Source organism: Methylotuvimicrobium alcaliphilum 20Z, assembly GCF_000968535.2.
Classification (GTDB): Bacteria; Pseudomonadota; Gammaproteobacteria; order Methylococcales; family Methylomonadaceae; genus Methylotuvimicrobium; species Methylotuvimicrobium alcaliphilum.
Window position 1 is genome coordinate 2,157,181 of sequence record NC_016112.1, and the last position, 22,629, is coordinate 2,179,809.

A 22,629-nucleotide genomic window follows, 5' to 3' on the forward strand; every position below is an offset into this window, starting at 1 on the left:
TGATGACAAGAATTGCTGTAGTTGGCTCTTCCGGAAGAATGGGGTTGTGCTTGATCAAAGCGGCCGCTTTTGCCGATAACGCCGAATTGACTGTTGCCGTTTCAAGGCCGGACAGCTTATCGATCGGCAAGGATGCCGGAGAGTTGGCCGGTATCAGCCCGTTGGCGGTCAAAGTAGTCGATAGCTTAGCATCGGTAATAGACAAGTTCGATGTGCTGATCGATTTCACGAGGCCGGAACCGTCGATGGAGTATATCGAGATTTGCCGCCGAGCGGGAAAAAGTATCGTGATCGGTACGACCGGTTATAGTGAAGAACAGAAACATGTCATCGCCGAGACGTCAAAACAAGTGCCGATCGTAATGGCGCCCAATATGAGTATCGGTGTTAACTTGTCTCTAAAGCTGCTTGAGATGACCGCGAAAGTCATGGGCGATTATACCGACATCGAAATCGTCGAAGCCCATCACAGGCATAAAATCGACGCGCCTTCCGGAACTGCATTACGCATGGGTGAGGTTGTCGCATCGGCGTTAGGCCGAGACTTAAAGGATTGCGCGATCTATGGTAGGGAAGGCGTCACCGGCGAAAGAGACCGCAAAACGATCGGTTTTTCGACGATCCGGGCAGGGGATATCGTCGGAGAGCACACCGTAATGTTTGCCGATGAGGGCGAGCGCGTCGAAATCACTCATAAAGCCAGCAGTCGTATGACTTTCGCGAACGGAGCCGTCAGAGCCGCAATCTGGCTGAAAGACAAACCGAACGGTTTGTACGATATGCAGGATGTGTTGGGTTTGAAAGATTGATCTCACAATCGATTTCCTGATTAGCAAGATGCTTCAGCTTGCCGAGGCCAAGTGTCCGAGCAAGGACCAGTCGTAGTCACAAAAACCAAAATATGCTGTTACCCAAGCTCCAGCTTGGGTAACCTGTTCAGGAAGCTCTAGCTTCCCGCCAATCAAGAAAGATTGAACGAGCGAGTTGGGGTTGACTGAGAATGTGCGGAGGTTGTGTCGGTCTCAGGAAGCTGGAGCTTGGGAAATGGCGTGATGTGGGTTGGCCGTTTTTAGCTTGACGCGCATGGCTTGCGAACCACGTCCTGCTAGGGGATATGCTGATCTTTGGGCTTTAGCTGAAGAAACTTGCTAATCAGGATCGATTTAGAAAAAGCATTTATCCCCTTTGCTGGTCAAATTTCGACGCAGGGGTGTCGAATACGTCCATGTAGGTTCTGTGACAGCATTCCTGCTGTCACAGCCTTTTCCGAACACCTCGGCGCCTTCATACGTCAATGTCGAAATTTGAAGTTCGATGGGTACCATGAAGTGATTTGAAGATTGAGTTTGTTGATTTTTTAGCGCAGTTCTTCATGGTGAATTGATGGTTTATGATGCCCTCGCAGCCTCTCCAGCTTGAGAAACCGGTGCGCCAAGGTTACGCTTTACAAAGATAAACGGACCTATTCTATTTTTTCGATTGCGGGTTGTGATCCCAACTTGTTTCCTGCTTCACGGTCTTCCGTGGGGGCCGATACATTCAAATCCCTTCTTGCTCCATTTGTTCCTTTCTTCGATCGGCGTTTTCCTGCAGCAATGATTCCATCTTTTTAGTATCCTCAAGTGCTTTGGTTTGCGTTTCGAGTAGCTTTGATTGTTGAGAAACGTCAGTTTGCTGTTCGGAATCCGAGCAAGCGGCGAGGGCTATGGTTAATAGTCCTGAGATCAATTTGAATTGGATTTTCATGCCGGTTTCTTTGGCTGTGATCATGAGTTCCCCGGCACAAAGCCGGGGAGAAAGGTAAGACCTCTTGGCAGGACGGGGTTTACAACCCCGTCCGAAACCTTTCAACCGTGGCCGAAGCAAGCCGAAACGTTTAGGCCAAATCGAAACGTTGGGGAGTTTCTTTAGCTATACCCATGCAAGCCCCGGCACAAAGCCTTGGCTTGCATGGTAATCGGAAAGATACGACCTCAGTTTATTCGCTGATCCGGTGTCCCGCCTGCGTAAGCCTTGACTGCGCAGAATTTGAATTCCGGAATCTTTGCGGCAGGGTCCAGAGCATCGTTGGTGACTAGGTTCGAGCTGGCTTCGTTATAGCAGAATGCCATGAAAACGGTTCCTTGCTGTATGCCCAGTTCAGCACGGGCATAGGCGCTGAGTTTGCCGCGCCGCGATTCGACCGTGATGAAGCCGCCTGGTTCGATGCCAAGTTTTTCCAAGTCCAGCGGATGCACACTGACGACCGGATCGGGTTCGATCGAGTCCAGCGTCGGCGAGTGCCGCGTCATGCTGCCGGTGTGCCAGTGCTCTAGTTGGCGGCCGGTGATGAATATCAAGGGATATTCGTTGTCGGGCAATTCATCTGCATGAATGAAGTCGGCCGGTACGAATCTGCCTCTGCCGGTCGCGGTCGGGAAGCCGTCTGTGAAGATGATCGGTTGTCCCGGATCGCCGACATTTTCGAGCGGATAGGTCAACGAATCCTCATTCTCGAGTCTTTCCCAAGTCATGCCGGCAATGCTGGTCATCGCTTGACGCATTTCATTGAATACGTCTTCGGGGCCTTGATAATTCCAATCGCAGCCCAAACGTTTTGCGATTTCTTGAATGATCCATAGGTCTTGTTTTGCTTCGCCCGGAGGGTTGACCGCTTGGCGACCCATCTGGACGCGGCGATCGGTGTTCGAGAACGTGCCGGTCTTTTCGTAGAAAGCTGAAGCCGGCAGGATGACGTCGGCAAACCCCGCGGTTTCGGTTAGGAAAATATCTTGCACAACCAAATGTTCAAGCGAGGCCAGAGCCTTACGCGCGTGGTTTTGGTTCGGGTCGGACATTGCCGGGTTCTCGCCTTCGATATACATACCGAACACTTCGCCGTCGAGTATCGCATGGATCATTTCGACCGTGGTCAGGCCGCGTTTCGGGTCCAGTTCCGTATTCCAGAGTTTTTCATATTTCGCGCGGAATTTCGGATCCTCAACCGATTCGTAATCCGGATAGACCATCGGAATCAAGCCGACGTCCGATGCCCCTTGTACGTTGTTTTGACCGCGCAGCGGATGCAGGCCGGTTCCGGGTCTCCCTATTTGGCCGGTCATCAAAGCCAGCGCGATCAGGCAGCGGGCGTTGTCTGTACCGTGAATATGCTGCGATACACCCATGCCCCAAAGGATCATCGATCCTTTCGAGGTCGCATAAAGCCTTGCGACTTCTTTGATGGTTTCGGCGTCGATACCGCAAATCGGTGCGACTTTTTCCGGGCTGTAATTGCGTAGATGCGTGCGCATCTGATCGAAGCCTTCGGTATATTGTTTGATATAGGCGTCGTTTTGCAGATTTTCAGCCAATATCGTATGCATGATGCCGTTCAGCAATGCGACATCGGTATCGGGGCGGAATTGCAGTACGTGTGACGCGTATTTCGCGATCGCGGTGCGGTTTGGGTCCATCAGTATAATTTTGGTGCCGCGTTTGGCCGCATTCTTCATGAACGTCGCGCCGACCGGATGATTGACGGTCGGATTCGAGCCGATGATGATGATCACTTCAGCCTGGGCGACATCGGAAACCGGGTTCGATACCGCGCCGGAGCCCAAACATTCCAACAGTGCGACGACCGATGAGGCATGGCATAGACGGGTACAATGGTCGACATTGTTCGAACCGAAGCCGATGCGCACCAGTTTTTGGAACAAATAGGCCTCTTCGTTACTGCCTTTCGCGGAGCCAAGGCCGGCCAGCGCTTTCTTGCCTTTTTCGTCGCGGATTTTTTTCAAACCGTTTGCGGCGAAGTCGAGCGCTTCTTCCCAAGTGGCTTCCCTGAATTCTTTATCTAAGTCATTAGGGTCCAGCAATTCAGTGCTTTTCGGAACCCCTTCGCGCCTTATCAATGGCTTGGTCAGACGCAACGGGTTGTGGATGTAATTGAAACCGTAACGGCCCTTGACGCAGAGACGGAAATGATTCGTGTAACCGTCGCGGCCTTCGGTATAAAGGATTTTGTTGTCTTTGACATGATATTTGATTAAACAGCCGACGCCGCAGTAAGGACAGGTCGAATCGACGGTTTTATCGGCTTCTTGCAGACCGACATTTCCGGCAGGCATCAACGCGCCGGTCGGGCAGGCCTGGACGCATTCGCCGCAAGCGACGCAACTGCTGGCGCCCATCGGATCGGAAATATCGAAGACGATTTCGGAATGCGAACCCCGATTCGCATAGCCGATTACGTCATTCATTTGTTCTTCGCGGCAGGCTCTAAGACAGCGTGTGCATTGTATGCAGGCGTCAAGATTGACGGAGATCGCCGGATGTGAAAGATCGGCTTGCGGTTGGCTACGGCCTTTGAAACGAGGTGTGCCGACGTCCATTTTTTCGGCCCAAAAATCCAGTTCCGATTTCAGGGTATAAGGAGATTGGGACTGCTTCGGCATGTCCGATTTGAGCAGTTCCAATACCATTTTTTGCGAACGGACTGCGCGTTCGCTTTCCGCCTTGATGTTCATACCTTCGGACGGCTTGCGACAGCATGACGGAGCGAGTACTCGCTCGCCTTCGATTTCGACGACGCAGGCCCGACAGTTGCCGTCGGGGCGCAGATTATCCGAGTAACATAGATGCGGGATTTCTTTGCCGTGTCGTTTTGCAGCCTGTAAGATCGTTTCGCCTTCAAGAGCGAAAACTTCCTCACCGTCGAGTTTGAAACCGATTTGCGGTTGATTCATAAATTCAGGATTCGCAGCCATGAGTTAACCTCTAGTGCTTGTTAATTCGTCGGGAAAATACTTGATGACGCAGCGCATCGGATTGGGAGCGGCTTGGCCGAGCCCGCAGATCGATGCGTCGACCATGACTGAGGACAACTCTTCGAGCAAGTCGGTGTCCCAATTGTCTTGCATCATCAAGTCGGCCGCTTTTGCGGTACCGACGCGGCAAGGCGTGCATTGACCGCACGATTCGTCTTCGAAGAATTTCATCGCGTTCAATGCCAACTTACGTGCACTGTCTTGATTGGAAAAAATGATTACTGCGGCGGAACCGATGAAACAACCGTGCGGGTTCAAGGTATCGAAATCGAGCGGAATGTCGCCCATCGAAGCCGGCAAGATCCCGCCGGAAGCGCCGCCGGGGAAGTAACCGTAGAACTCGTGACCATCGAGCATGCCGCCGCAATATTCGTCGATTAGCTCGCGTACCGTGATACCGGCTGGTGCCAGGTGAACGCCGGGTTTGTTGACGCGTCCCGATACTGAGAACGAACGAAGGCCTTTACGGCCGTTTCTGCCGTGTGAGGAGAACCAGTCGGGGCCTTTTTCGACGATATCACGCACCCAATAGACCGATTCCATATTGTGTTCGAGCGTCGGCCGACCGAACAGGCCGACTTCGGCCAAAAACGGCGGTCTTAGCCGAGGCATGCCGCGTTTGCCTTCGATCGATTCGACCATTGCCGATTCTTCACCGCAAATATAAGCGCCGGCACCGCGGCGTAAATGAATCGGAGGAAGACGGTAGACCGTCGACGGCGGGTTATTTTGCAGATTGGCGATTTCTTTGGTGAGAATTTCGCGGCAGCCTGCGTATTCGTCTCGTAAATAGACATAGATTTCATCGCAACCGACCGTTAATGCGGCGATCAGCATGCCTTCGAGAAAACGGTGCGGGTCTTGTTCGAGATAGTGTCGGTCTTTGAAAGTACCCGGTTCGCCTTCATCAATGTTGACGGCCATCAGACGCGGGCCTTTAAAGCCTTTAACGATGCGCCATTTTCTGCCGGCCGGAAAACCGGCGCCGCCCAAACCGCGAAGGCCCGAATCTTCCATTTTTTTGATGATGCTTTCGGGATTGATGTCGCCTTCGATGACTTTTTTCAGCGTTTGATAACCGCCATCGGATCGGTATTGTTCGAGGCTGATATAGTCGGCAACCGGCGCTGTGATTTCATGTTCGGCAACTGTATTTAAGACGGTTTCCGTGGTCGCTTCATCAATCGGGTTTTGGCCGACTACGGCGACGGGTGCATGTTGGCATCGGCCCACGCAAGGGACTTTTTGGATTCTAACCTTGTCTTTGAGTACGGTTTCCAAGGCATCGATTAGTTCATGGCCGCCCGCCATTTCGCAAGAAACCGACTCGCAAACACGGATGGTTAAATCGGGTGGCGGTGTTTGGCCTTCCTTGACGATATCGAAGTGATGATAAAATGAAGCGACTTCATAGACTTCAGCTGTAGACAGGTTCATTTCTCTGGCCAGCGCTACCAAGTGCTTCGAAGAAATATGGTGGAAACGGTCCTGTATCTTATGCAAATGCTCGATCAATAAATCCCTTCGGCGAGACTCGTCGCCCAATAAAGTCCTGACTTCTTCCAGTGCCCGAAGATCGACAGCATGGCCTTTAGGGCCTTGACGCTTCTTTTTTTTGATCTGTTCGGGGCTAATATTGATCACTGCCACAGGTGTTTCCTCCAAATAGTCCGCATGTAGAGCGGAATTATAGCCAATTGTTCATGCTCAAGGAACTCGCGATGTTGTCGGATGTTCGGGTTCATGCTCAGTGTGAGCACTTTAACTTAGCTATGATATAGGTTTCAACTCATCATTTTTGAGTAAAATCATCAGAAATGCTGATAAAGGCGTTGGTGAAAGTTGGGCGAGTCGTTAAAATGATTTTGCAATAACATTATTTAATATGATTATTCAGTAATTTATGAATCCAACACATTTGTTGACCTTTGCTATAGTGGCTCGTTTTAAAAGTATTACGCAAGCTGCGGAGTATCTGCATTTGGGGCAACCGGCAGTTTCCGGGCAATTAAAAATACTGCAAAATCAAATCGGAGAACCTTTGTATTTCCGTAAAGGTTATCAAATCGAGTTGACACCTGCGGGACAAGGTTTATTGGAATATGCGCAGCAAATGACCGATATCTTCAATCAGGCCGGCGAGTACGTTCGTTGCCTGCAACAAGTTAATGCCGGAACTTTAAGACTCGGTTCGACGACGACGATCGCCAGTTTTTATTTACCTCAGTATTTGGTGTTATTACAGACTTCGCATGCCGGGGTTAATGTCAGAATGAAGACCGGCGATACCGATGAAATCATTAGAAATCTCGAAGATTTGGATTTAGGCTTTATCGAAGGGCCGGTCCATGCTCAGGAACTGCCAGGTAATTATCAAGTTATCAATTGGCAGGAAGACGAGATTGTTTTAGTTTTGCCCGAAGACCATCAAATTGCCCGCGATTATCCGGAATTTGTACCATTGGATGTGTTCATGAAATATCAGGTGATATGGCGGGAGCCTGGCTCAGGCGCCAGGCAAGCCGTGGAAATGTGGCTGGCGTCGGCGGGAATACAACCCAAAATCTCCATTGAAGTGACTGGTGTCTCGGGTATCAAAGAAGCGGTGCGCGCGGGCTTGGGAATTGGTTTTGCTTCGTCGCAAGCATTGCGAAACGAGCGGCAGGGTTTGGTCGCAAAAAGGCTCAATGCGCCGACCGGCTTGATTTGGCACCTTAAGATCATCGCCCCGAAAAAGGCGATACGCTCCAGAGCCACACAGGCTTTTTTGGATTTGTGTTTATGAGGGTTGATACTTTGTAATGACTTGCGCAGGGGTGCAGAGACTTTTATGATTACGACTCATAGTTTGAAAGCATGAGACCAAAGTCGGAAATTGGTTTATGACCATGGAAAGCATATTCTATCCGCACTATTCTCTGCCTCCCTGCGCCTCCGCGCGATGAAATATACCTTTCGCACTTCAAGTTTCGGCAGTGCCTGAGGAGGCGCCAGGGTGCTAGGTCGATTTTTGCTCCTGCAAAATCGACATTCACGCCATCCATGGTGCTCGCAAAGGCTTTGCCAGCATGGAGCTGGCATAGAGCCTACAGGGATGTATTCACGGCGTCCTTTGACGGACACCCTGGCGCCGAATTTTGATCTGCGATGGGTATATTTATTTTACTCCCTTTTGATCGAAAAACCGCCTAAGAATAAAAGGTATGGGATGTGTCTATCGAGGAACGCCGTGAACCCATCCATGGGGCTTGACGGCAGCGTTCGAACGCCAAGGATGGCGTGTATTAGGGCAACGCAGGGCAGAAAAATACTCCTGCATTTTCTGCATTCGTTACATCCTTGTAACTCAGCAGTTGCCGAGGAGCAAAAATCTGCTCTGCTGCCGACATCCTCGCTAGCCACACCCCATACCTTCATGAAAGTTAACTAATTTTTGAGTGTAAAGGGAGTAGGAGTTTGTTTTGCGTTATTTAATTATTGCCATTTCGTCGTTTTTTTGTGTAGCGACCCATGCCGGCGCCGTGTTGAGCATTGAGCAAGTCGCTGACGGTATTTATGTGCATCAAGGCAAACATGAGTGGCCCGACCATAAAAATCACGGTGCGATTGCGAATATCGGTTTCATCGTCGGTGAACGCTGCGTCGCGGTGATCGATACCGGCGGTAATCCGGAAGAAGGAAGATCGCTCAAGCGCGCGATTGCCAAAACGACTGGTAAACCAATTTGTTATGTGATTAATACCCATGTTCATCCCGATCATATTTTCGGCAATATCGCATTTAAGGAATCGGGCACTCAATTTGTCGGACATCATAAACTAGCCAGAGCAATGGCCGCGCGTGGGCAATTCTATATCGATAAGGCAGAAGATCAGATTGGCATGGCATTAACCGCCGAACATATCATTCCGCCCGATATAGAGGTTGAAAAAACGTTGCTCTTAGATCTGGGGGGGCGGGAATTGCTGTTGACCGCGCATCCGACCGCGCATACCGATAACGACTTGAGCATCTACGACCGGAAGACCGATACCTTATGGCTCGGCGATTTGTTTTTTATCGGACATTTGCCGACTCTCGACGGCAGTTTAAAAGGTTGGTTGGTCGAACTCGCCGAATTGGAACAAAAGTCATTCAAGCAGGTCATTCCCGGGCACGGGCCAGTGGTCACGGATTGGCCGAAGAGTCTCGAGCCGCAACAACGTTATCTCGGCACTTTATTGACCGAGATTCGTAACATGATTAAAAACGGAAGATTTATTGAAGAGGCGATCGAGCAGGTTGGTTATGAATTTAAAGGCCAATGGCAGTTGTTCGACGAATTTCATAAAAAAAACGTCACGGCGGCGTTTGCCGAATTGGAATGGGAAGATTGATATTTCGTTTATTAAGGAACGAGCATGAAATAACTTCGACAAATGCTGAAGGGGGTTCGGTGGCTCGATTGACAGGCGTCGGCGGCAGGGCAGATTTTTGCTCCTCGGCAACTGCTGAGTTACAAGGATGTAACGAATGCAGAAAATGCAGGAGTATTTTTCTGCCCTGCGTTGCCCTAATACACGCCATCCGTGGCGTAATGCAAAATCTGCATTCATGCCATCCATGGCAATCAGATTCCGCCGTCGAGCCTACATGAATGTATTCACGGCGTCCTGTCAAGCGAGTCGCCGAACCTCCGCAGTGCCTAAAGCTTGTAGAAGTAAATTTGTGCATATTCCTAACCCATTAATTTACCTAACAGGAGAAATAAAATGATAAATAAAATAATTGGGGCCCTTTGCTTGGCTTTAATAGCAAATGGGGCTTTGGCCGCCGAAGACGAGTCGGCCTGGACGTCGCAATTGAAAGATCAATTTTTCGCCGGACGCACGATTACCGAATCCGATGCCGTGATTGAACTTGATGCGCCTTATCGAGCCGAAGACCCCGCTTTGGTTCCGTTGAAAATAGTTAGTAAAATCCCGCAAACCAACGACAAATACATCAAAAAGATTTTGGTGCTGGTCGACAAGAATCCTTTTCCCTATGTCGGCGAATTCGAATTCACGCCCGATAGCGGTAAAGCGGATTTAGCGATGAGAGTTCGTGTCAATACCTATAGCTTTGTTCGCGCGATCGCCGAAACGAGCGACGGCCAGCTTTATATGACCAAGAAATTCGTCAAAGCCAGCGGCGGCTGTTCGGCGCCGATCGGTGCGGATTTGGATGCGGCAATGCAACGGCTCGGCAAAGCTAAATTCAGGTTGACCGATAATATCAAGCCGGGCGAGGCGAATGAGGCGCAATTATTCATTAGCCATCCCAACATCACCGGCATGCAGATGGATCAAGTGACGCGCTTCGTCAAAAAATCGCATTTCGTCAATCAGGTTAATGTGTCATTCAATGACAAGCCGATCTTGACGGCGAAAACCGATATCGCGATCAGTGCCGATCCAAATTTCCGGTTTTATTTCATACCGGAAAAGAACGGCATTTTGAAAGCGGAATTTACCGATATGTCTTGTCTAAGTCCAACCAGCCGAGCGAACTGTAAAGCAGGCCAAAGCTTTACCGAAACTTTGGCTGTAAAACCGTAAAACAGTATATGACCGGCATTGACGAAACCAAAGCCGACATGGTTTGGCTTCGTCTAGCTGCTTGGATCGGGTTCGAAAGCGACTTTGTCGTAAATTTCTTTTAGGCTTAACACGCAGTCGATGCTTTCCAGGTGAACGCTTGTATCAAGGCCGGCGGTTTCGGTCAAAAGCCAAGCGTCGCCTTGCCGGACATAGCGCTCGATCAGCGGCTGGTCTTGAGCGACCAACAGATATTCGCGAAGCGATTCGATCTTGCGGTAATGCGAAAATTTAGCGCCTCTATCGTAGGCTTCGGTAGAAAGCGATAACACCTCGATGATAACCGACGGGTTTATCAATGTGTCGACATGGTTGTCTTCGAATTGCGGCGTGTCGCAAGCCACTGCGATATCCGGATAATGATAGCTGCGTGCCTTTTTAGCCTTGACCCGCATGTCATTGATGTAAACCTCGCAGGGGCGGCTTTTGAGTTGAGCTCTTAGTTCACTCGCAATATTGATATTAATCAAATTATGTTCGCGGCTTGCGCCGGTCATCGCGAACATTTCGCCGTCGACGTATTCGCTTTTGATTTGCGCTTGGCGTTCGATTGCTAAATATTCTTCTTGGGTGTAATACTTTTTTTTGAGTACAGCAGACATTAACAGCCTCCTTTGTTTGAGCTCATCCGATTCGCCAAAAGCCTCTTTTGATGGGCGAATCGTGAGGGTGTTATTTCACGAAACAACTTTTTTCGGCATAAGCTTCGGCTTCTTCCATCAGCTTCCTCAATCGTTTGGCTTCCGGCGGGTCGCGGAATACGCCGCCGGCCTCGCCCGGCGTTTTACGCATAAAGCCGAAGGTTCTAGCTTGATCGTAATCGGCAAAACTCATTTTTTCAGCGATTTTGTCTATTTTGCATCCGCAGCCGTATTGGGTGATGTAGGTCAGCCCGCCTTTCTTTGCGATACAGCTCAGAACATAATCGACGCGTTCCTGAGTCGGAAAATCGCTGACAAAAGGCGCGTCTTCAGCAAGTTTTTCTTGAGTTGTGCTGCACCCGGCAAGTGTGGCTAGAATGGCTGAACCGATTAGAAGTTTCATTTTCATGCGAAGGTCTCTAATTCCTGATTTGATAAAGTGAAAAAATAGTAATTATTCACATTCCCCTTATCGTTCCCACGCTCCAGCGTGGGAATGAAGACCGAGACGCTCTAGCGTCTCGTACCGCTGGAGCGGTTCTCAGGCATTCCCTCGCAGAGCGTGAGAATGACAATTGCCGGGGGACTGAATAGTTACAAAAAAATGCTCTTAACCCAGCCTTAACAAATGTAGTGTCTACAGTCTAAGTTATTGAAGCATAAAAATTAAACAACGTGCCAAAATGGCTTTGCATAGCCTTAATATTCAGTAGCTTATGCTCGGTAAATATTAAAACTGGGCTAACAAAAGTATGGTCGGTTTATTAATTTACGTATACCCGTCGTAGATCAAAACTCGGCGCCTGGGTGTCCGCTAAAGGATGCCGTGAATACGTCCATGTAGGCTCTATGCCAGCTCCATGCTGGCAAAGCCTTTATGAACGCCATGGATGGCGTGAATGTCGATTTTGCAGGAGCGAAAATCGACCGGACACCCAGGCGCCTCCTCTGGCAATGCCGAAATTTGAAGTGCGAAAGGTATAAAATGCATTAAATATTAATGTTCAATTAAGATGCAATATCGGATGTCGAACGGAAAACTATTCCTCGACGGCAAAATCGACAATTAGTTTGAGCATGCCGTTCATTTTAACAGAGAATGCATCGAGTTCAGGATTACCTGTGTCGGTGGGTAATAAATGCGTACTGACGATGGTTTTACCCTCAAACGCATAGAGCACGACATTGCAAGGCATATGACTGACCGAATGGGGCGACAGAGTCAATAGCGTTTCAGCATGAGTCAGGTTACAAAATTGTATCGTATCGTAGTCCGGAAAATTTGCCGTTCCTCGATCTCGGATGACTTTTCCGATACGACTATGTGCGGTAATTCGTAAATTGTGTTCTGCAATGGCAATTTTAATCTCCGCCAGCACGTCATCGTAAGGTTTTTGGGTTTCGACCCGGTAATATTCGATGAACTCGCCTTTTTGTTGTAAGGTTTCGCAGCTTGCAATAATCATCAGGCTTGCGAAAATAACGATCGATCTTGTCATACAGTTTTATTCCCATTCGCTACTAACAGCTTAACATTATGAGCAATCCAACAAAAGTGACCGGCGTTATTTTGGCCGGCGGACTGGCCCGACGCATGAACAATCAAGACAAAGGTTTGGTGCTGTTTCATCGGAGGCCAATGGTCTCCTATGCGATCGATTCAATTAAGCCGCTGGTCGACCAAGTCATTATCAATGCCAATCGTAATCTCGACGCCTATAGTAAATTCGGCTTGCCGGTCGTTTCCGATCAAAACGGTAATTTCGAAGGACCCTTGGCCGGTATTCTTTCCGCGATGGCGCATGCCGATGCCGGAATATTGCTGGTAATGCCTTGCGATTCGCCGTTGATTAAGACCGATCATTTGCAACGATTGTTAAAAGCCGGTCTAAATCCCGAAATCGATGTGGCGGTTGCGTTCGATGGCGAGCGCTTACATCCCGTGTTTTTGGCCATCAAGACAACGCTCGAATCCAGCTTGATAGATTATTTGGGCAGCGGCGAGCGTAAGATCGACCGTTGGTTGATGAAACATCGAATGACTCAGGTCGATTTTAGCGACGCCCCCGAGGTTTTTGTCAACGTGAATACTTTAGGCGAATTGTCCGCGTTGGAGGGGCAGGGCAATGAGTAATCTCTATAGGCCTGATATGACCAATGCCGGATTGGGTTTTTCACTGCCGTCCGTTGCGATCGACGAACGAGGAGAAGCTCAAGCTATCGAATTAGTCGGTGAAAGAGCCTTGACCATTTATGTGGACAAGCAAGAAATCGTAACCTTGATGACGATTGGCGCGCATCCCGAATTATTGACGCTCGGGTATTTAAAAAATCAGGGATTTTTCGATGATATCGCTGACATTAAAGTTGTTCAGGTCGACTGGGAAACCGAGGCGGTCGCGGTCGTAACCCGGCAAGGCGGCAGCGACTTTTCCGAACGTATGGCACAGCGAACGGTGACGACTGGTTGCGGGCAAGGTACGGTATTCGGCCGATTGATGGAAAAACTCAAGCAAATCCGAGTGCCGGATGTGTCGATCAAACAATCGATGCTTTACGCAATGCTCGATGCGTTAAAAAATTATAACGAAGTTTATAAAAAAGCCGGTGCGGTCCACGGTTGTGCGTTATGTACCGGCGAGCAGATCGATTTTTTCGTCGAAGACGTCGGGCGGCACAATGCGGTCGATGCGATTGCCGGTTTGATGTGGCTGAATGATTTATCCGGTGCCGACAAAATTTTTTACACAACCGGACGCTTAACCTCGGAAATGGTGATTAAAGTCACTCAAATGGGCATACCGATATTATTGTCGCGTTCCGGAGCGACCCAAATGGGCCTCGAAATGGCCAGGCAAGCCGGCGTTACGATGATATCGAGGGCAAAAGGCAAACACTTTTTGGTGTTGAACGGCAGCGAGCATATCGAGTTCGACGCGATACCCGAACGTCGGAGAAGTTTCGAAGAGGGTTGATTTATTCGAATCGAGCAGGGATGATCCAAAGCGGACTTATGATTTGAACCCAAGAAAACATTTTGTCCACGAAAATGTTCAAATGTTGAAACTTTTCAGGCGGGGCGGGTTATTTAACTTGCCTCGAGCGGCTTTGATTAGATTTTGGCCACGGTCGAAACGTTCAGGACGGAGTTACAAACTCCGTCCTGCCAAGGAAAAATCCGGCCGACCAAGTACTAAATCGTTACATCAGTCTGATTCTTGCGCCATGATTGACTGCGTTCAACTCAGCTTTTTGATCCCGACGAATTTGTTTTGCGGCGTCAGTTCCATTTCGAAATGTCCATGAATACCTTGTCGGGTCAAAAAAGACTGGATGTTGCCGGCAGGAAATTGAATGCGTCGTCCGTCGTCGGCGATGACCGATATGGTTTTGGCCAGGCCTTGATAGACACCGAGGTATTGATCGTAGCTCAGGTTGAGCCTGAAGCGTATGAAAATTGATTGGTTCATCGAAAAGTACCGGGCCAGCAGGCTGGCCCGGCGGTCTGTTGCGGGTTAACGGCTATTTTGCAATGCGGCTATACGCTCTTCCAAAGGCGGATGGCTCATGAACAAACGGTGCATGCGGCTGCCGTGAATACCGAATGCGGCCAATTGTCCCGGCAGTTCTTCGGGTTCATGCGCCCGTTGTAAGGCCCGTAGCGCATTGATCATCTTGTCGCGCCCGGCCAATTTAGCTCCGCCGGCATCGGCACGGTATTCGCGGTAACGCGAGAACCACATGACCAGCATCGATGCAAGCATCGACAAGACTATTTGCATGACTATCTGTGTGATGTAATAAGCCGGACCATAACCGCGTTCGGTTTTGAACACGACTCGGTCGACCGTATGGCCGATCACCGTCGCGAAAAAATACACGAAGGTATTAACCACGCCTTGCATCAGGGCCATCGTGACCATGTCGCCGTTGGCAACGTGACTGATTTCGTGGCCGAGAACCGCTTCAACTTCTTCGGCGCTCATGCTTTGTAACAAACCCGTGCTGACTGCAACCAAGGCGTTGTTTTTATTCATGCCGGTCGCAAATGCATTCGGGTCCGGTGTTTGGAAAATGCCGACTTCCGGCATGCCGATACCGGCCGCTCTCGCTTGACGAGCGACAACATCGACCAACCATTTTTCGGTTTGATTTTGCGGGTGTTCGATGACATGCACGCCCATCGCGCTCTTTGCCGACCATTTGGATATCGCCAACGAAATCGCCGAGCCGGTGACACCGATAATAGCCGACATTAGCAGTAAGGCGTTTAGATTGAGATCGACACCTTGGGCATCCAATACCCCGCTGAGTCCGAATATATTGAAGATAACGCTGATAACGACCAATATGGCGGCATTGGTTGCTAAAAAAAGAAGAATACGCATCATAATTGTATTACCTTGAGTTTATTGAGGGTTGATAACGATATAAGGGACAATTTTTTTATTTCAAGCGCATTTTAGAGTGTTACCATATCGAAAAGTTTATTTGTAGGAGGCCTCTGTATGAAAGCCAAAATCTTTTTAATGCTATCGCTAATTGTATCGTGTCCGATCCAAGCCGCAAGCGTCGATGAAGTTTTAAAACAATTACAGTTGCCGGTCGGTTTTTCCATTTCGTTATTTGCCGAGGATCTTGCGAATGCCCGGTCGTTAGTCCGAGGCGAAAAGGGCGTTATTTTTGTCGGCACCCGCCAGCAAGGCGCTGTTTACGCCGTTCAGGACACTAATGGCGACGGTAAGGCCGACAAACGCTATGTCATCGCGACCGATTTATACATGCCGAATGGCGTAGCGTTTCAAAACGGTTCGCTGTATGTTGCAGAAGTTAACCGGATTATCCGTTTCGACAATATTATCGACAATTTGGCGAACCCGCCTAAGCCGGTCGTGGTATTCGACGGTTTACCTTCCGATCGGCATCACGGCTGGAAATATTTACGTTTCGGCCCGGACGGCAAACTCTATAGCGCGGTCGGCGCGCCCTGCAATGTTTGCGAGCCGGATAAAGAAATCTATGCAACATTGATTCGCTTGAACCCAGACGGTTCCGATCTTGAAATTTTAGCGCAAGGGATAAGAAATACCGTCGGTTTCGATTGGCAGCCCGGAACGAATACGCTGTTTTTTACCGAAAACGGCCGCGATCTAATGGGGGACGATGTTCCGCCCGATGAATTGAATCAATGGGCGGAGCCTGGTCAGCACTTCGGCTTTCCTTATTGCCACGGCGGCACCATTGCCGACCCGGAATTCGGCAAGCAACGAAGCTGCGAGGAATTTGTCGCTCCGGCATGGCAATTCAAGGCTCATAAAGCGCCGTTGGGTATGCGTTTTTATCGAGGCGAGCAATTTCCCGAACGCTTTAAACAACAGCTATTCGTCGCCCAACACGGTTCATGGAACCGGAGTCAGCCTCACGGTTATCGTATCGCTATGGTCAAGTTCAAAAATGGCCGGCCTGTATCCGAACATTCTTTCATTTCCGGTTGGTTGACGTCGTCCGATGAGGTTTTGGGGCGCCCGGTCGATATCCTGGAAATGCCGAACGGTAGTTTGTTGATTTCCGACGATAACTTAGGTGTTATTTATAAGGTAACCTATCAAAAATAATATGGATAAGGAATATGCACAAAATAATTTATACAAGTAATAGGCTTTGCGGCAGTTCGGTGACTCGCTTGACAGGACGCCGTGAATACGTCCATGTAGGCTTGACGGCGGCTATCCCTGCCGCCGACACCTGTCAATCGAGCCACCGAACCCCCGTCCTACATTTGTCGAAGTTATTTCATGTTTGTTCCTAAGGATTTTGAAGTTCTCGATAAGCATGAGGTTTATCACGGTTTTTTCCGGCTAGAAAAATACCGGCTTAAACATCGTTTGTTCGCCGGTGGTTGGAGCCCGGAAATCGAACGCGAATTATTTAGACGCGGTTCTTGTGTTGCGGTCTTGTTATACGACCCGGTCAAAGATACTGTGGTTTTGATCGAACAATTCAGGGTCGGTGCGATTTTAAGGCCGGAAGCCCCTTGGTTGTTGGAAATCGTTGCAGGAGCGGTCGAGGAGGGTGAATCGCCGGAGGAGGTCGCTTACCGAGAGGCAATCGAGGAAGCGGGCTGCGAGATTCTGGAATTACTGCCGATCAATGCGTTTTACACGACTCCCGGCGGTTCGTCGGAGTGGCTTAGCCTTTATTGCGGCAGGATCGATAGTACCGGTGTCGGCGGAATTCACGGGTTGGATCATGAGCAAGAGGATATTCGGGTTTCGGTCGTGAGTTTCGATGAGGCTTTTCGGCTCATGGAGCAGGGTAAAATTAACTCGGGCATTCCGATCGTCGCGATTCAATGGTTGGCATTGAATCGCGATAAACTCAGAAGTCGATGGACTTGAGTGTTTCGGTTTATTTGAAATTTTTGGGAACCATCGGCTTATTATCGAATAGGGTATGCCAACCCAATGCTATTCGGTAAACCAACCACAACACGGCAAAAATCAATAGAAACCAACCCAAACCCATCGCAAAGGTCAATCCGCTTGCCGCTAACAATGCGACAGCGACCCACGCGGTTTTGATTTGCCAGTCGAAATGGGATTCCAACCAAGTGCCCCGAACATCGTTTCGCTTGATGAAGTTAATCGCGACACCGATGAAAATAGGCAAGCCTGCAAAACCGAATGCCAGGACTTGACATAAATAGACGATGCCGGTTAGGTTTTTAAGCTTTTCCATTTTTTCGGCGTTAATTTTATTATTATCGGTTTCATTGCTATTCATGAAGTATCTCCTTACATAGTGTCGAACACTATGAGTTCATAAATGAGCCGTAAGTTCCCCTAGCGAATTCAATAGAATAACGGATGCCGGTTCGATTGGTTCAAGTAGTCGAAAAAATTACGAAACTGTAATAAATCGCGCTTAAAATTAAATTAAGCTCTGCTAAGCTTCATCAAAAATTAGAAAAGTGAGTCTTAAATTAAGAATCGTCTTTGTAACGTTTTGCCGTTTAGGATACGGTAAAAATAACTTTCCTAATTAATGCATAGGGCGGTGTCTCAGGTATATTGACACAGAGGGTAGACGTTCCGCGTCGATTGCGGCGGGTAGGTAGATTGAGAGACTTTAAATGCATTGGTTAGCTCTTGCTTGTTTTATCGATCACAGGGGACGCAGAGCGTCTCGGGATGCATTCCCACGCAGAGCGTCACTACTATTAAGTTAAGCCGTCACAGAATAAGTAATGCTGGCATTCAGGCTCGAATGTGCCTCAAAGCTTGCTATCCATGGCACTGGATTCCGCCAGTCCATGGCGGAATGATGGGGTTCCATTAACTTAATCGCAGTGACGCAGAGCGTAGGAACGATGATAAATCGCGAAGTTATTTGTTACGAAATCTTTAGAAAAATAGTTAATATTCGAGTTTTAGACATAAGGAATAAAAATCTATGTTAGAAAATGTCAAGTTGGGAATGATCGGTCTCGGTTATGTCGGTCTGCCCTTAGCCGTTGAATTCGGGAAGAAATACCCGACAATCGGTTTCGATATCAATGCAGAGCGTATCAAAGAATTGCAAAACGGCAGCGATCACACGCTTGAAGTCAGTGAGGAAGAATTAAAAGAAGCCGTTCATTTGACCTACACCTCATCATCCGAGGAAATCAAAGCCTGCAATATCTACATCGTTACGGTGCCGACGCCGATCAATGAATATAAACAGCCCGACTTGAGTCCGCTGGAAAAAGCCAGCACTCTGCTGGGCGGACTGATCAAACCCAACGATATCGTTATTTATGAATCGACCGTTTACCCCGGTGCGACCGAGGAAGTTTGCGTGCCGATTCTGGAAAAAATATCGGGACTGACATTCAATCAAGATTTCTTTGTCGGTTACAGCCCGGAACGGATTAATCCCGGCGACAAAGAACACCGAGTCACCAATATTCTCAAAGTGACCTCCGGTTCGACTCCCGAAATCGCCGACCGCATCGACCGGCTTTATCAAAGCATCATCACAGCGGGCACACACAAGGCCAGTAGTATTAAAGTCGCCGAAGCGGCCAAAGTTATCGAGAATACGCAACGCGACCTGAATATCGCATTGATCAATGAATTAGCGATCATCTTCAATAAGCTCGGCATCGATACCGAAGAAGTGTTGTTGGCCGCCGGTACCAAATGGAATTTTTTACCGTTCCGGCCCGGATTGGTCGGTGGACATTGCATCGGAGTCGATCCCTACTACTTGACTCATAAGGCGCAAGCGATCGGTTACAATCCCGAAGTCATCTTGTCGGGACGCCGCATCAACGACGGCATGGGCGAATATGTCGTGTCGCAATTAATCAAATTGATGCTGAAAAAACGCATCCATATCAAAGATTCCGATGTGCTGATAATGGGCTTGACTTTCAAGGAAAATTGCCCTGATTTGCGCAATACCCGTGTCGTCGATATCGTCAAAGAACTGCAAAGTTACGGCGTTAACGTGCATGTTTACGATCCTTGGATCGATCCGGCAGAAGCGATGGAAGAATACGGCATAACGACCATCGACAAGGCGGAAGTCGGCTGTTACGATGCGATCCTCTTGGCCGTTGCGCATGAGCAATTCAAGCGAATGGATATCACTTCAATCAAAGCGCTGGGTAAAAAAGAGTCGGTGATTTACGATTTGAAATACGTTTTTCCGGCTGAACTGACTGACGCACGTTTGTAATTTATGAAAATACTGGTAACAGGAACCGCCGGTTTTATCGGCAATCATTTGGCTTTGCGGCTGCTCGAAAGAGGCGACGAAGTCATTGGGATCGACAATCTGAACGATTATTACGATGTCAATCTGAAAAAAGCAAGGTTGGCGCGCATACTCGATCATAATCGCTATACCGATATCCGAGCCGACTTGGCCGACCGCGACAGGATTGAACAGGTATTCAAAGAGCATCGTCCGGAACGCGTCGTCAATTTGGCCGCGCAGGCCGGCGTGCGCTATTCGATCGAAAATCCTCATGCCTACATTGACAGCAATATCGTCGGGTTTATTAACATTTTGGAAGGCTGCCGGCATTACGGCGTCGAGCACTTGGTCTATGCGTCGAGCAGTTCGGTCTACGGCGCCAACGAAAGCATGCCGTTTTCGGTTCACGACAATGTCGATCACCCGCTGAGTCTTTACGCGGCGTCGAAAAAAGCCAACGAACTGATGGCGCATACCTATAGCAATCTTTATAACCTGCCAACGACCGGATTACGATTCTTTACCGTATACGGGCCTTGGGGCCGGCCCGATATGGCTTTGTTTTTGTTTACCAAAGCCATTCTGAGCGGCGAAAAAATCCAAGTTTTCAATTACGGTAAGCATCGCCGCGATTTCACCTACATCGACGACATTGTCGAGGGCGTGATCCGAACACTTGATAATATTGCTCAACCTAACCCGGATTGGACCGGCGCGAAACCCGACCCCGGAACTAGCCGTGCCCCTTGGCGGGTTTACAACATCGGCAATCAAAACCCTGTCGAGTTGATGAAATATATCGAAGTGCTCGAGCAATGCCTCGGTAAGACTGCGGAAAAAGAATTGCTCCCGCTGCAACCCGGCGACGTCCCCGACACCTATGCCGATGTCGAAGCGCTGGTGCAAGATGTCGGTTATAAGCCTGGAACGCCGATTGAAGTTGGGATAGCGCGGTTTGTGGAGTGGTATGGGAGTTACTATAATTTTTAGTGAGTAGTGAGTAGTGAGTAGTGAGTAGTGAGTAGTGAGTAGTGAGTAGTGAGCAGTGAGCAGTGAGCGGTATAGATGGGTGAAGCTGAGAGGGACTACAAACCACATTACCAATTGCAAGCATGGCAATCGGCAATGCATTTAGTAAAGTTGGTATATCTCTGGTCTCAAGATTTTCCAATCGAAGAAAAGTATGGTTTACAGTCGCAAATTAGGCGGGCGGCAATTTCCATTCCATCCAACATTGCTGAAGGTGCTGGAAGAACGGGATCGCGCGAGTTTGTCCATTTTTTGAGCATAACCAAAGGTTCTTTGAGCGAATTGGAAACACAATATCTTCTTGCACTTGATCTTGGTTTTGCCTCATCGGATCAGGTGCTTGAAGATATGTTAACCAGAACATCTAAATTAGTCTCAGGACTTCATAAGTTTCATAAACAGAAGATAGATAGTAGTAAGCGGTGAGCAGGGGGAGAAGAGAGTGGTAAACAGTTAGTAAATGGGCATTTTTACTTGACAAGGCTAATATTAGCTTCAAAATCCCGCTAACCGCTAACCGCTAACCGCTAACCGCTAACCGCTAACCGCTAACCGCTAACCGCTAACCGCTAACCTTAAACATATGCCCCTAAATCAAACGCCCCCCCTAATCGCCCACATCATTTACAGCCTCGGCGTCGGCGGATTGGAGAATGGTTTGGTTAATTTGATTAATCGCATGCCGGCCGATCGCTACCGGCATGTGATCATTTGCCTGAAAAACAGCACTGATTTCAAAAATCGCTTGCAGCGTAAAGACGTCGAAATTTACGAATTGAACAAACGGGAAGGGCAAGACTGGCAGTCATTCGTGAAAATGTATCGTTTGCTCAAACGAATCAAGCCGGCGATCGTACATACGCGCAATCTTGCCGCGATCGAATATCAGGTTCCGGCGCTGCTGGCAGGCGTCAAGCATAGAGTGCATGGCGAGCACGGCTGGGATGTGTTCGACCCGGACGGCAGCAACAAAAAATATCGATTATTGCGGCGCATGCTGGGGCTGATCATCGATCGCTTCATTCCGCTTTCCGGTCATCTCGACAATTATCTGCGCGCAAAGGTCGGCATTCCCGATTCGAAAATCCGGCGCATCTGTAACGGCGTCGATACCGAGCGATTTCAGCCCGCGCGTCTAAAAGTCGTTGTCGGCGATTGTCCGTGGCCCGATGCCGAAAAAAGGTTGATCATCGGTACGGTCGGCCGAATGCACGGCGTCAAGGATCAGATGACGTTGGCGCAAGCATTTGTCGAATTGCTGAGGCGACATCCAGAATCTAAAAATGCGATCGGATTGATCATGATCGGCGACGGCCCGCTGCGTGAGCAAGTAAGGCAATTGCTGGACGAAAACGATTTGCTCGATCACGCCTGGCTGCCGGGCGAACGAAGCGACGTTGCCGAACTGATGCGCGGGTTTGATGTTTTCGTCTTGCCGTCCCAGGCCGAAGGCATTTCGAATACGATACTCGAAGCGATGGCGAGCGGCTTGCCGGTGATCGCGACACGTGTCGGCGGCAATCCCGAACTGGTCGAACACGGCAAGACCGGATTTTTAGTTGAAAAACAAAATCCGTCCGAGTTAGCGGGTAGGCTAAGCGACTATATCGGCGATTCGAAGCTATGTATCGAGCACGGCAGCAAAGGTCGCGAACGGGCCTTGCAGGCTTTTTCTATCGATGCGATGGTTAAAAATTATCTGAGCGTGTACGATTCATTAAAGTGACATGCTAGGCTGTTAAAATTAAGCTAATAGTAGTTCTTAAAAATTACCCGAATTCTGGTTTC

At 49.0% G+C, this 22,629-nt stretch carries 21 protein-coding genes; 12 read left to right on the forward strand and 9 right to left on the reverse strand.

What is annotated here, in order from left to right; genetic code table 11:
• Positions 1-2 precede the first annotated feature (2 nt).
• Complete coding sequence (gene dapB, locus MEALZ_RS09225) at positions 3-809, forward strand: 4-hydroxy-tetrahydrodipicolinate reductase (RefSeq protein ID WP_046061486.1); 807 nt, start codon at positions 3-5, stop codon at positions 807-809.
• Positions 810-1,539: 730 nt separating this feature from the next.
• Here the strand turns inward: dapB and MEALZ_RS09230 are convergent.
• From MEALZ_RS09230 to MEALZ_RS09240, 3 genes are all read right to left on the reverse strand, one after another.
• On the reverse strand, positions 1,540-1,770 hold the full coding sequence (locus MEALZ_RS09230) for a hypothetical protein (protein WP_046061078.1): 231 nt from the start codon (positions 1,768-1,770) through the stop codon (positions 1,540-1,542).
• 203 nt (positions 1,771-1,973) lie between these two features.
• Positions 1,974-4,748, reverse strand: a complete 2,775-nt coding sequence (gene fdhF / locus MEALZ_RS09235) for a formate dehydrogenase subunit alpha (RefSeq protein ID WP_014148361.1) — start codon at positions 4,746-4,748, stop codon at positions 1,974-1,976.
• Positions 4,749-4,751: 3 nt separating this feature from the next.
• Complete coding sequence (locus MEALZ_RS09240; RefSeq protein ID WP_014148362.1) at positions 4,752-6,458, reverse strand: NAD(P)H-dependent oxidoreductase subunit E; 1,707 nt, start codon at positions 6,456-6,458, stop codon at positions 4,752-4,754.
• A gap of 253 nt (positions 6,459-6,711) precedes the next feature.
• On the opposite strand from MEALZ_RS09240, the gene MEALZ_RS09245 reads away from it, so the two are divergent.
• The 3 genes from MEALZ_RS09245 to MEALZ_RS09255 all read left to right on the forward strand — a co-directional run bounded on the left by MEALZ_RS09245 (position 6,712) and on the right by MEALZ_RS09255 (position 10,387).
• On the forward strand, positions 6,712-7,593 hold the full coding sequence (locus MEALZ_RS09245; protein ID WP_014148363.1) for a LysR family transcriptional regulator: 882 nt from the start codon (positions 6,712-6,714) through the stop codon (positions 7,591-7,593).
• A gap of 676 nt (positions 7,594-8,269) precedes the next feature.
• Positions 8,270-9,184 carry a quinoprotein relay system zinc metallohydrolase 2 gene (locus tag MEALZ_RS09250; RefSeq protein ID WP_014148364.1) on the forward strand — a complete coding sequence of 305 codons (915 nt, stop codon included), beginning with the start codon at positions 8,270-8,272 and terminating at the stop codon, positions 9,182-9,184.
• A 375-nt stretch (positions 9,185-9,559) separates the two neighbouring features.
• Complete coding sequence (locus MEALZ_RS09255) at positions 9,560-10,387, forward strand: quinoprotein dehydrogenase-associated SoxYZ-like carrier (protein WP_014148365.1); 828 nt, start codon at positions 9,560-9,562, stop codon at positions 10,385-10,387.
• 53 nt (positions 10,388-10,440) lie between these two features.
• Here the strand turns inward: MEALZ_RS09255 and MEALZ_RS09260 are convergent, their stop codons facing one another.
• From MEALZ_RS09260 to MEALZ_RS09270, 3 genes are all read right to left on the reverse strand, one after another.
• Complete coding sequence (locus tag MEALZ_RS09260) at positions 10,441-11,028, reverse strand: Uma2 family endonuclease (RefSeq protein ID WP_014148366.1); 588 nt, start codon at positions 11,026-11,028, stop codon at positions 10,441-10,443.
• A gap of 70 nt (positions 11,029-11,098) precedes the next feature.
• Entirely contained in the window at positions 11,099-11,476 is a 378-nt protein-coding gene (locus MEALZ_RS09265) for a hypothetical protein (protein ID WP_014148367.1), read from the reverse strand.
• A 631-nt stretch (positions 11,477-12,107) separates the two neighbouring features.
• Positions 12,108-12,566: a DUF302 domain-containing protein gene (locus MEALZ_RS09270; RefSeq protein ID WP_014148368.1), complete on the reverse strand. Its 459-nt coding sequence runs from the start codon at positions 12,564-12,566 to the stop codon at positions 12,108-12,110.
• A 38-nt stretch (positions 12,567-12,604) separates the two neighbouring features.
• Between MEALZ_RS09270 and mobA the strand changes: the two genes are divergently transcribed.
• Positions 12,605-13,201 carry a molybdenum cofactor guanylyltransferase MobA gene (mobA, locus tag MEALZ_RS09275; RefSeq protein ID WP_014148369.1) on the forward strand — a complete coding sequence of 199 codons (597 nt, stop codon included), beginning with the start codon at positions 12,605-12,607 and terminating at the stop codon, positions 13,199-13,201.
• Positions 13,194-14,042 carry a formate dehydrogenase accessory sulfurtransferase FdhD gene (locus MEALZ_RS09280; protein ID WP_014148370.1) on the forward strand — a complete coding sequence of 283 codons (849 nt, stop codon included), beginning with the start codon at positions 13,194-13,196 and terminating at the stop codon, positions 14,040-14,042. The genes mobA and MEALZ_RS09280 overlap by 8 nt, the downstream gene beginning before the upstream one ends.
• 264 nt (positions 14,043-14,306) lie before the next feature.
• Here the strand turns inward: MEALZ_RS09280 and MEALZ_RS09285 are convergent, their stop codons facing one another.
• Positions 14,307-14,537: a DUF2835 domain-containing protein gene (locus MEALZ_RS09285; RefSeq protein ID WP_014148371.1), complete on the reverse strand. Its 231-nt coding sequence runs from the start codon at positions 14,535-14,537 to the stop codon at positions 14,307-14,309.
• Between the two features lie 45 nt (positions 14,538-14,582).
• Positions 14,583-15,458 carry a protease HtpX gene (htpX, locus tag MEALZ_RS09290; protein WP_014148372.1) on the reverse strand — a complete coding sequence of 292 codons (876 nt, stop codon included), beginning with the start codon at positions 15,456-15,458 and terminating at the stop codon, positions 14,583-14,585.
• A gap of 117 nt (positions 15,459-15,575) precedes the next feature.
• Between htpX and MEALZ_RS09295 the strand changes: the two genes are divergently transcribed.
• Together MEALZ_RS09295 and MEALZ_RS09300 are read left to right on the forward strand one after the other, a co-directional pair.
• Positions 15,576-16,682, forward strand: coding sequence for a PQQ-dependent sugar dehydrogenase (locus MEALZ_RS09295; RefSeq protein WP_014148373.1), 1,107 nt, complete (start codon positions 15,576-15,578; stop codon positions 16,680-16,682).
• Positions 16,683-16,862: 180 nt separating this feature from the next.
• Positions 16,863-17,465: an NUDIX domain-containing protein gene (locus tag MEALZ_RS09300; protein ID WP_014148374.1), complete on the forward strand. Its 603-nt coding sequence runs from the start codon at positions 16,863-16,865 to the stop codon at positions 17,463-17,465.
• A 10-nt stretch (positions 17,466-17,475) separates the two neighbouring features.
• Here the strand turns inward: MEALZ_RS09300 and MEALZ_RS09305 are convergent, their stop codons facing one another.
• A complete protein-coding gene (locus MEALZ_RS09305) occupies positions 17,476-17,850 on the reverse strand; it encodes a DUF4870 family protein (RefSeq protein ID WP_014148375.1) in 375 nt (124 codons plus the stop codon).
• A gap of 669 nt (positions 17,851-18,519) precedes the next feature.
• Here MEALZ_RS09305 and tviB point away from each other — a divergent pair.
• The 4 genes from tviB (at position 18,520) to MEALZ_RS09325 (ending at position 22,567) form a co-directional block, all read left to right on the forward strand.
• Positions 18,520-19,791 (forward strand): Vi polysaccharide biosynthesis UDP-N-acetylglucosamine C-6 dehydrogenase TviB, encoded by a 1,272-nt coding sequence (gene tviB / locus MEALZ_RS09310; RefSeq protein WP_014148376.1) that lies wholly within the window; start codon positions 18,520-18,522, stop codon positions 19,789-19,791.
• Positions 19,792-19,794: 3 nt separating this feature from the next.
• A complete protein-coding gene (locus tag MEALZ_RS09315; protein WP_014148377.1) occupies positions 19,795-20,802 on the forward strand; it encodes an NAD-dependent epimerase in 1,008 nt (335 codons plus the stop codon).
• 75 nt (positions 20,803-20,877) lie between these two features.
• Positions 20,878-21,267, forward strand: a complete 390-nt coding sequence (locus MEALZ_RS09320; protein ID WP_014148378.1) for a four helix bundle protein — start codon at positions 20,878-20,880, stop codon at positions 21,265-21,267.
• A 157-nt stretch (positions 21,268-21,424) separates the two neighbouring features.
• Entirely contained in the window at positions 21,425-22,567 is a 1,143-nt protein-coding gene (locus MEALZ_RS09325) for a TIGR03088 family PEP-CTERM/XrtA system glycosyltransferase (protein ID WP_014148379.1), read from the forward strand.
• Positions 22,568-22,629: the final 62 nt, after the last annotated feature.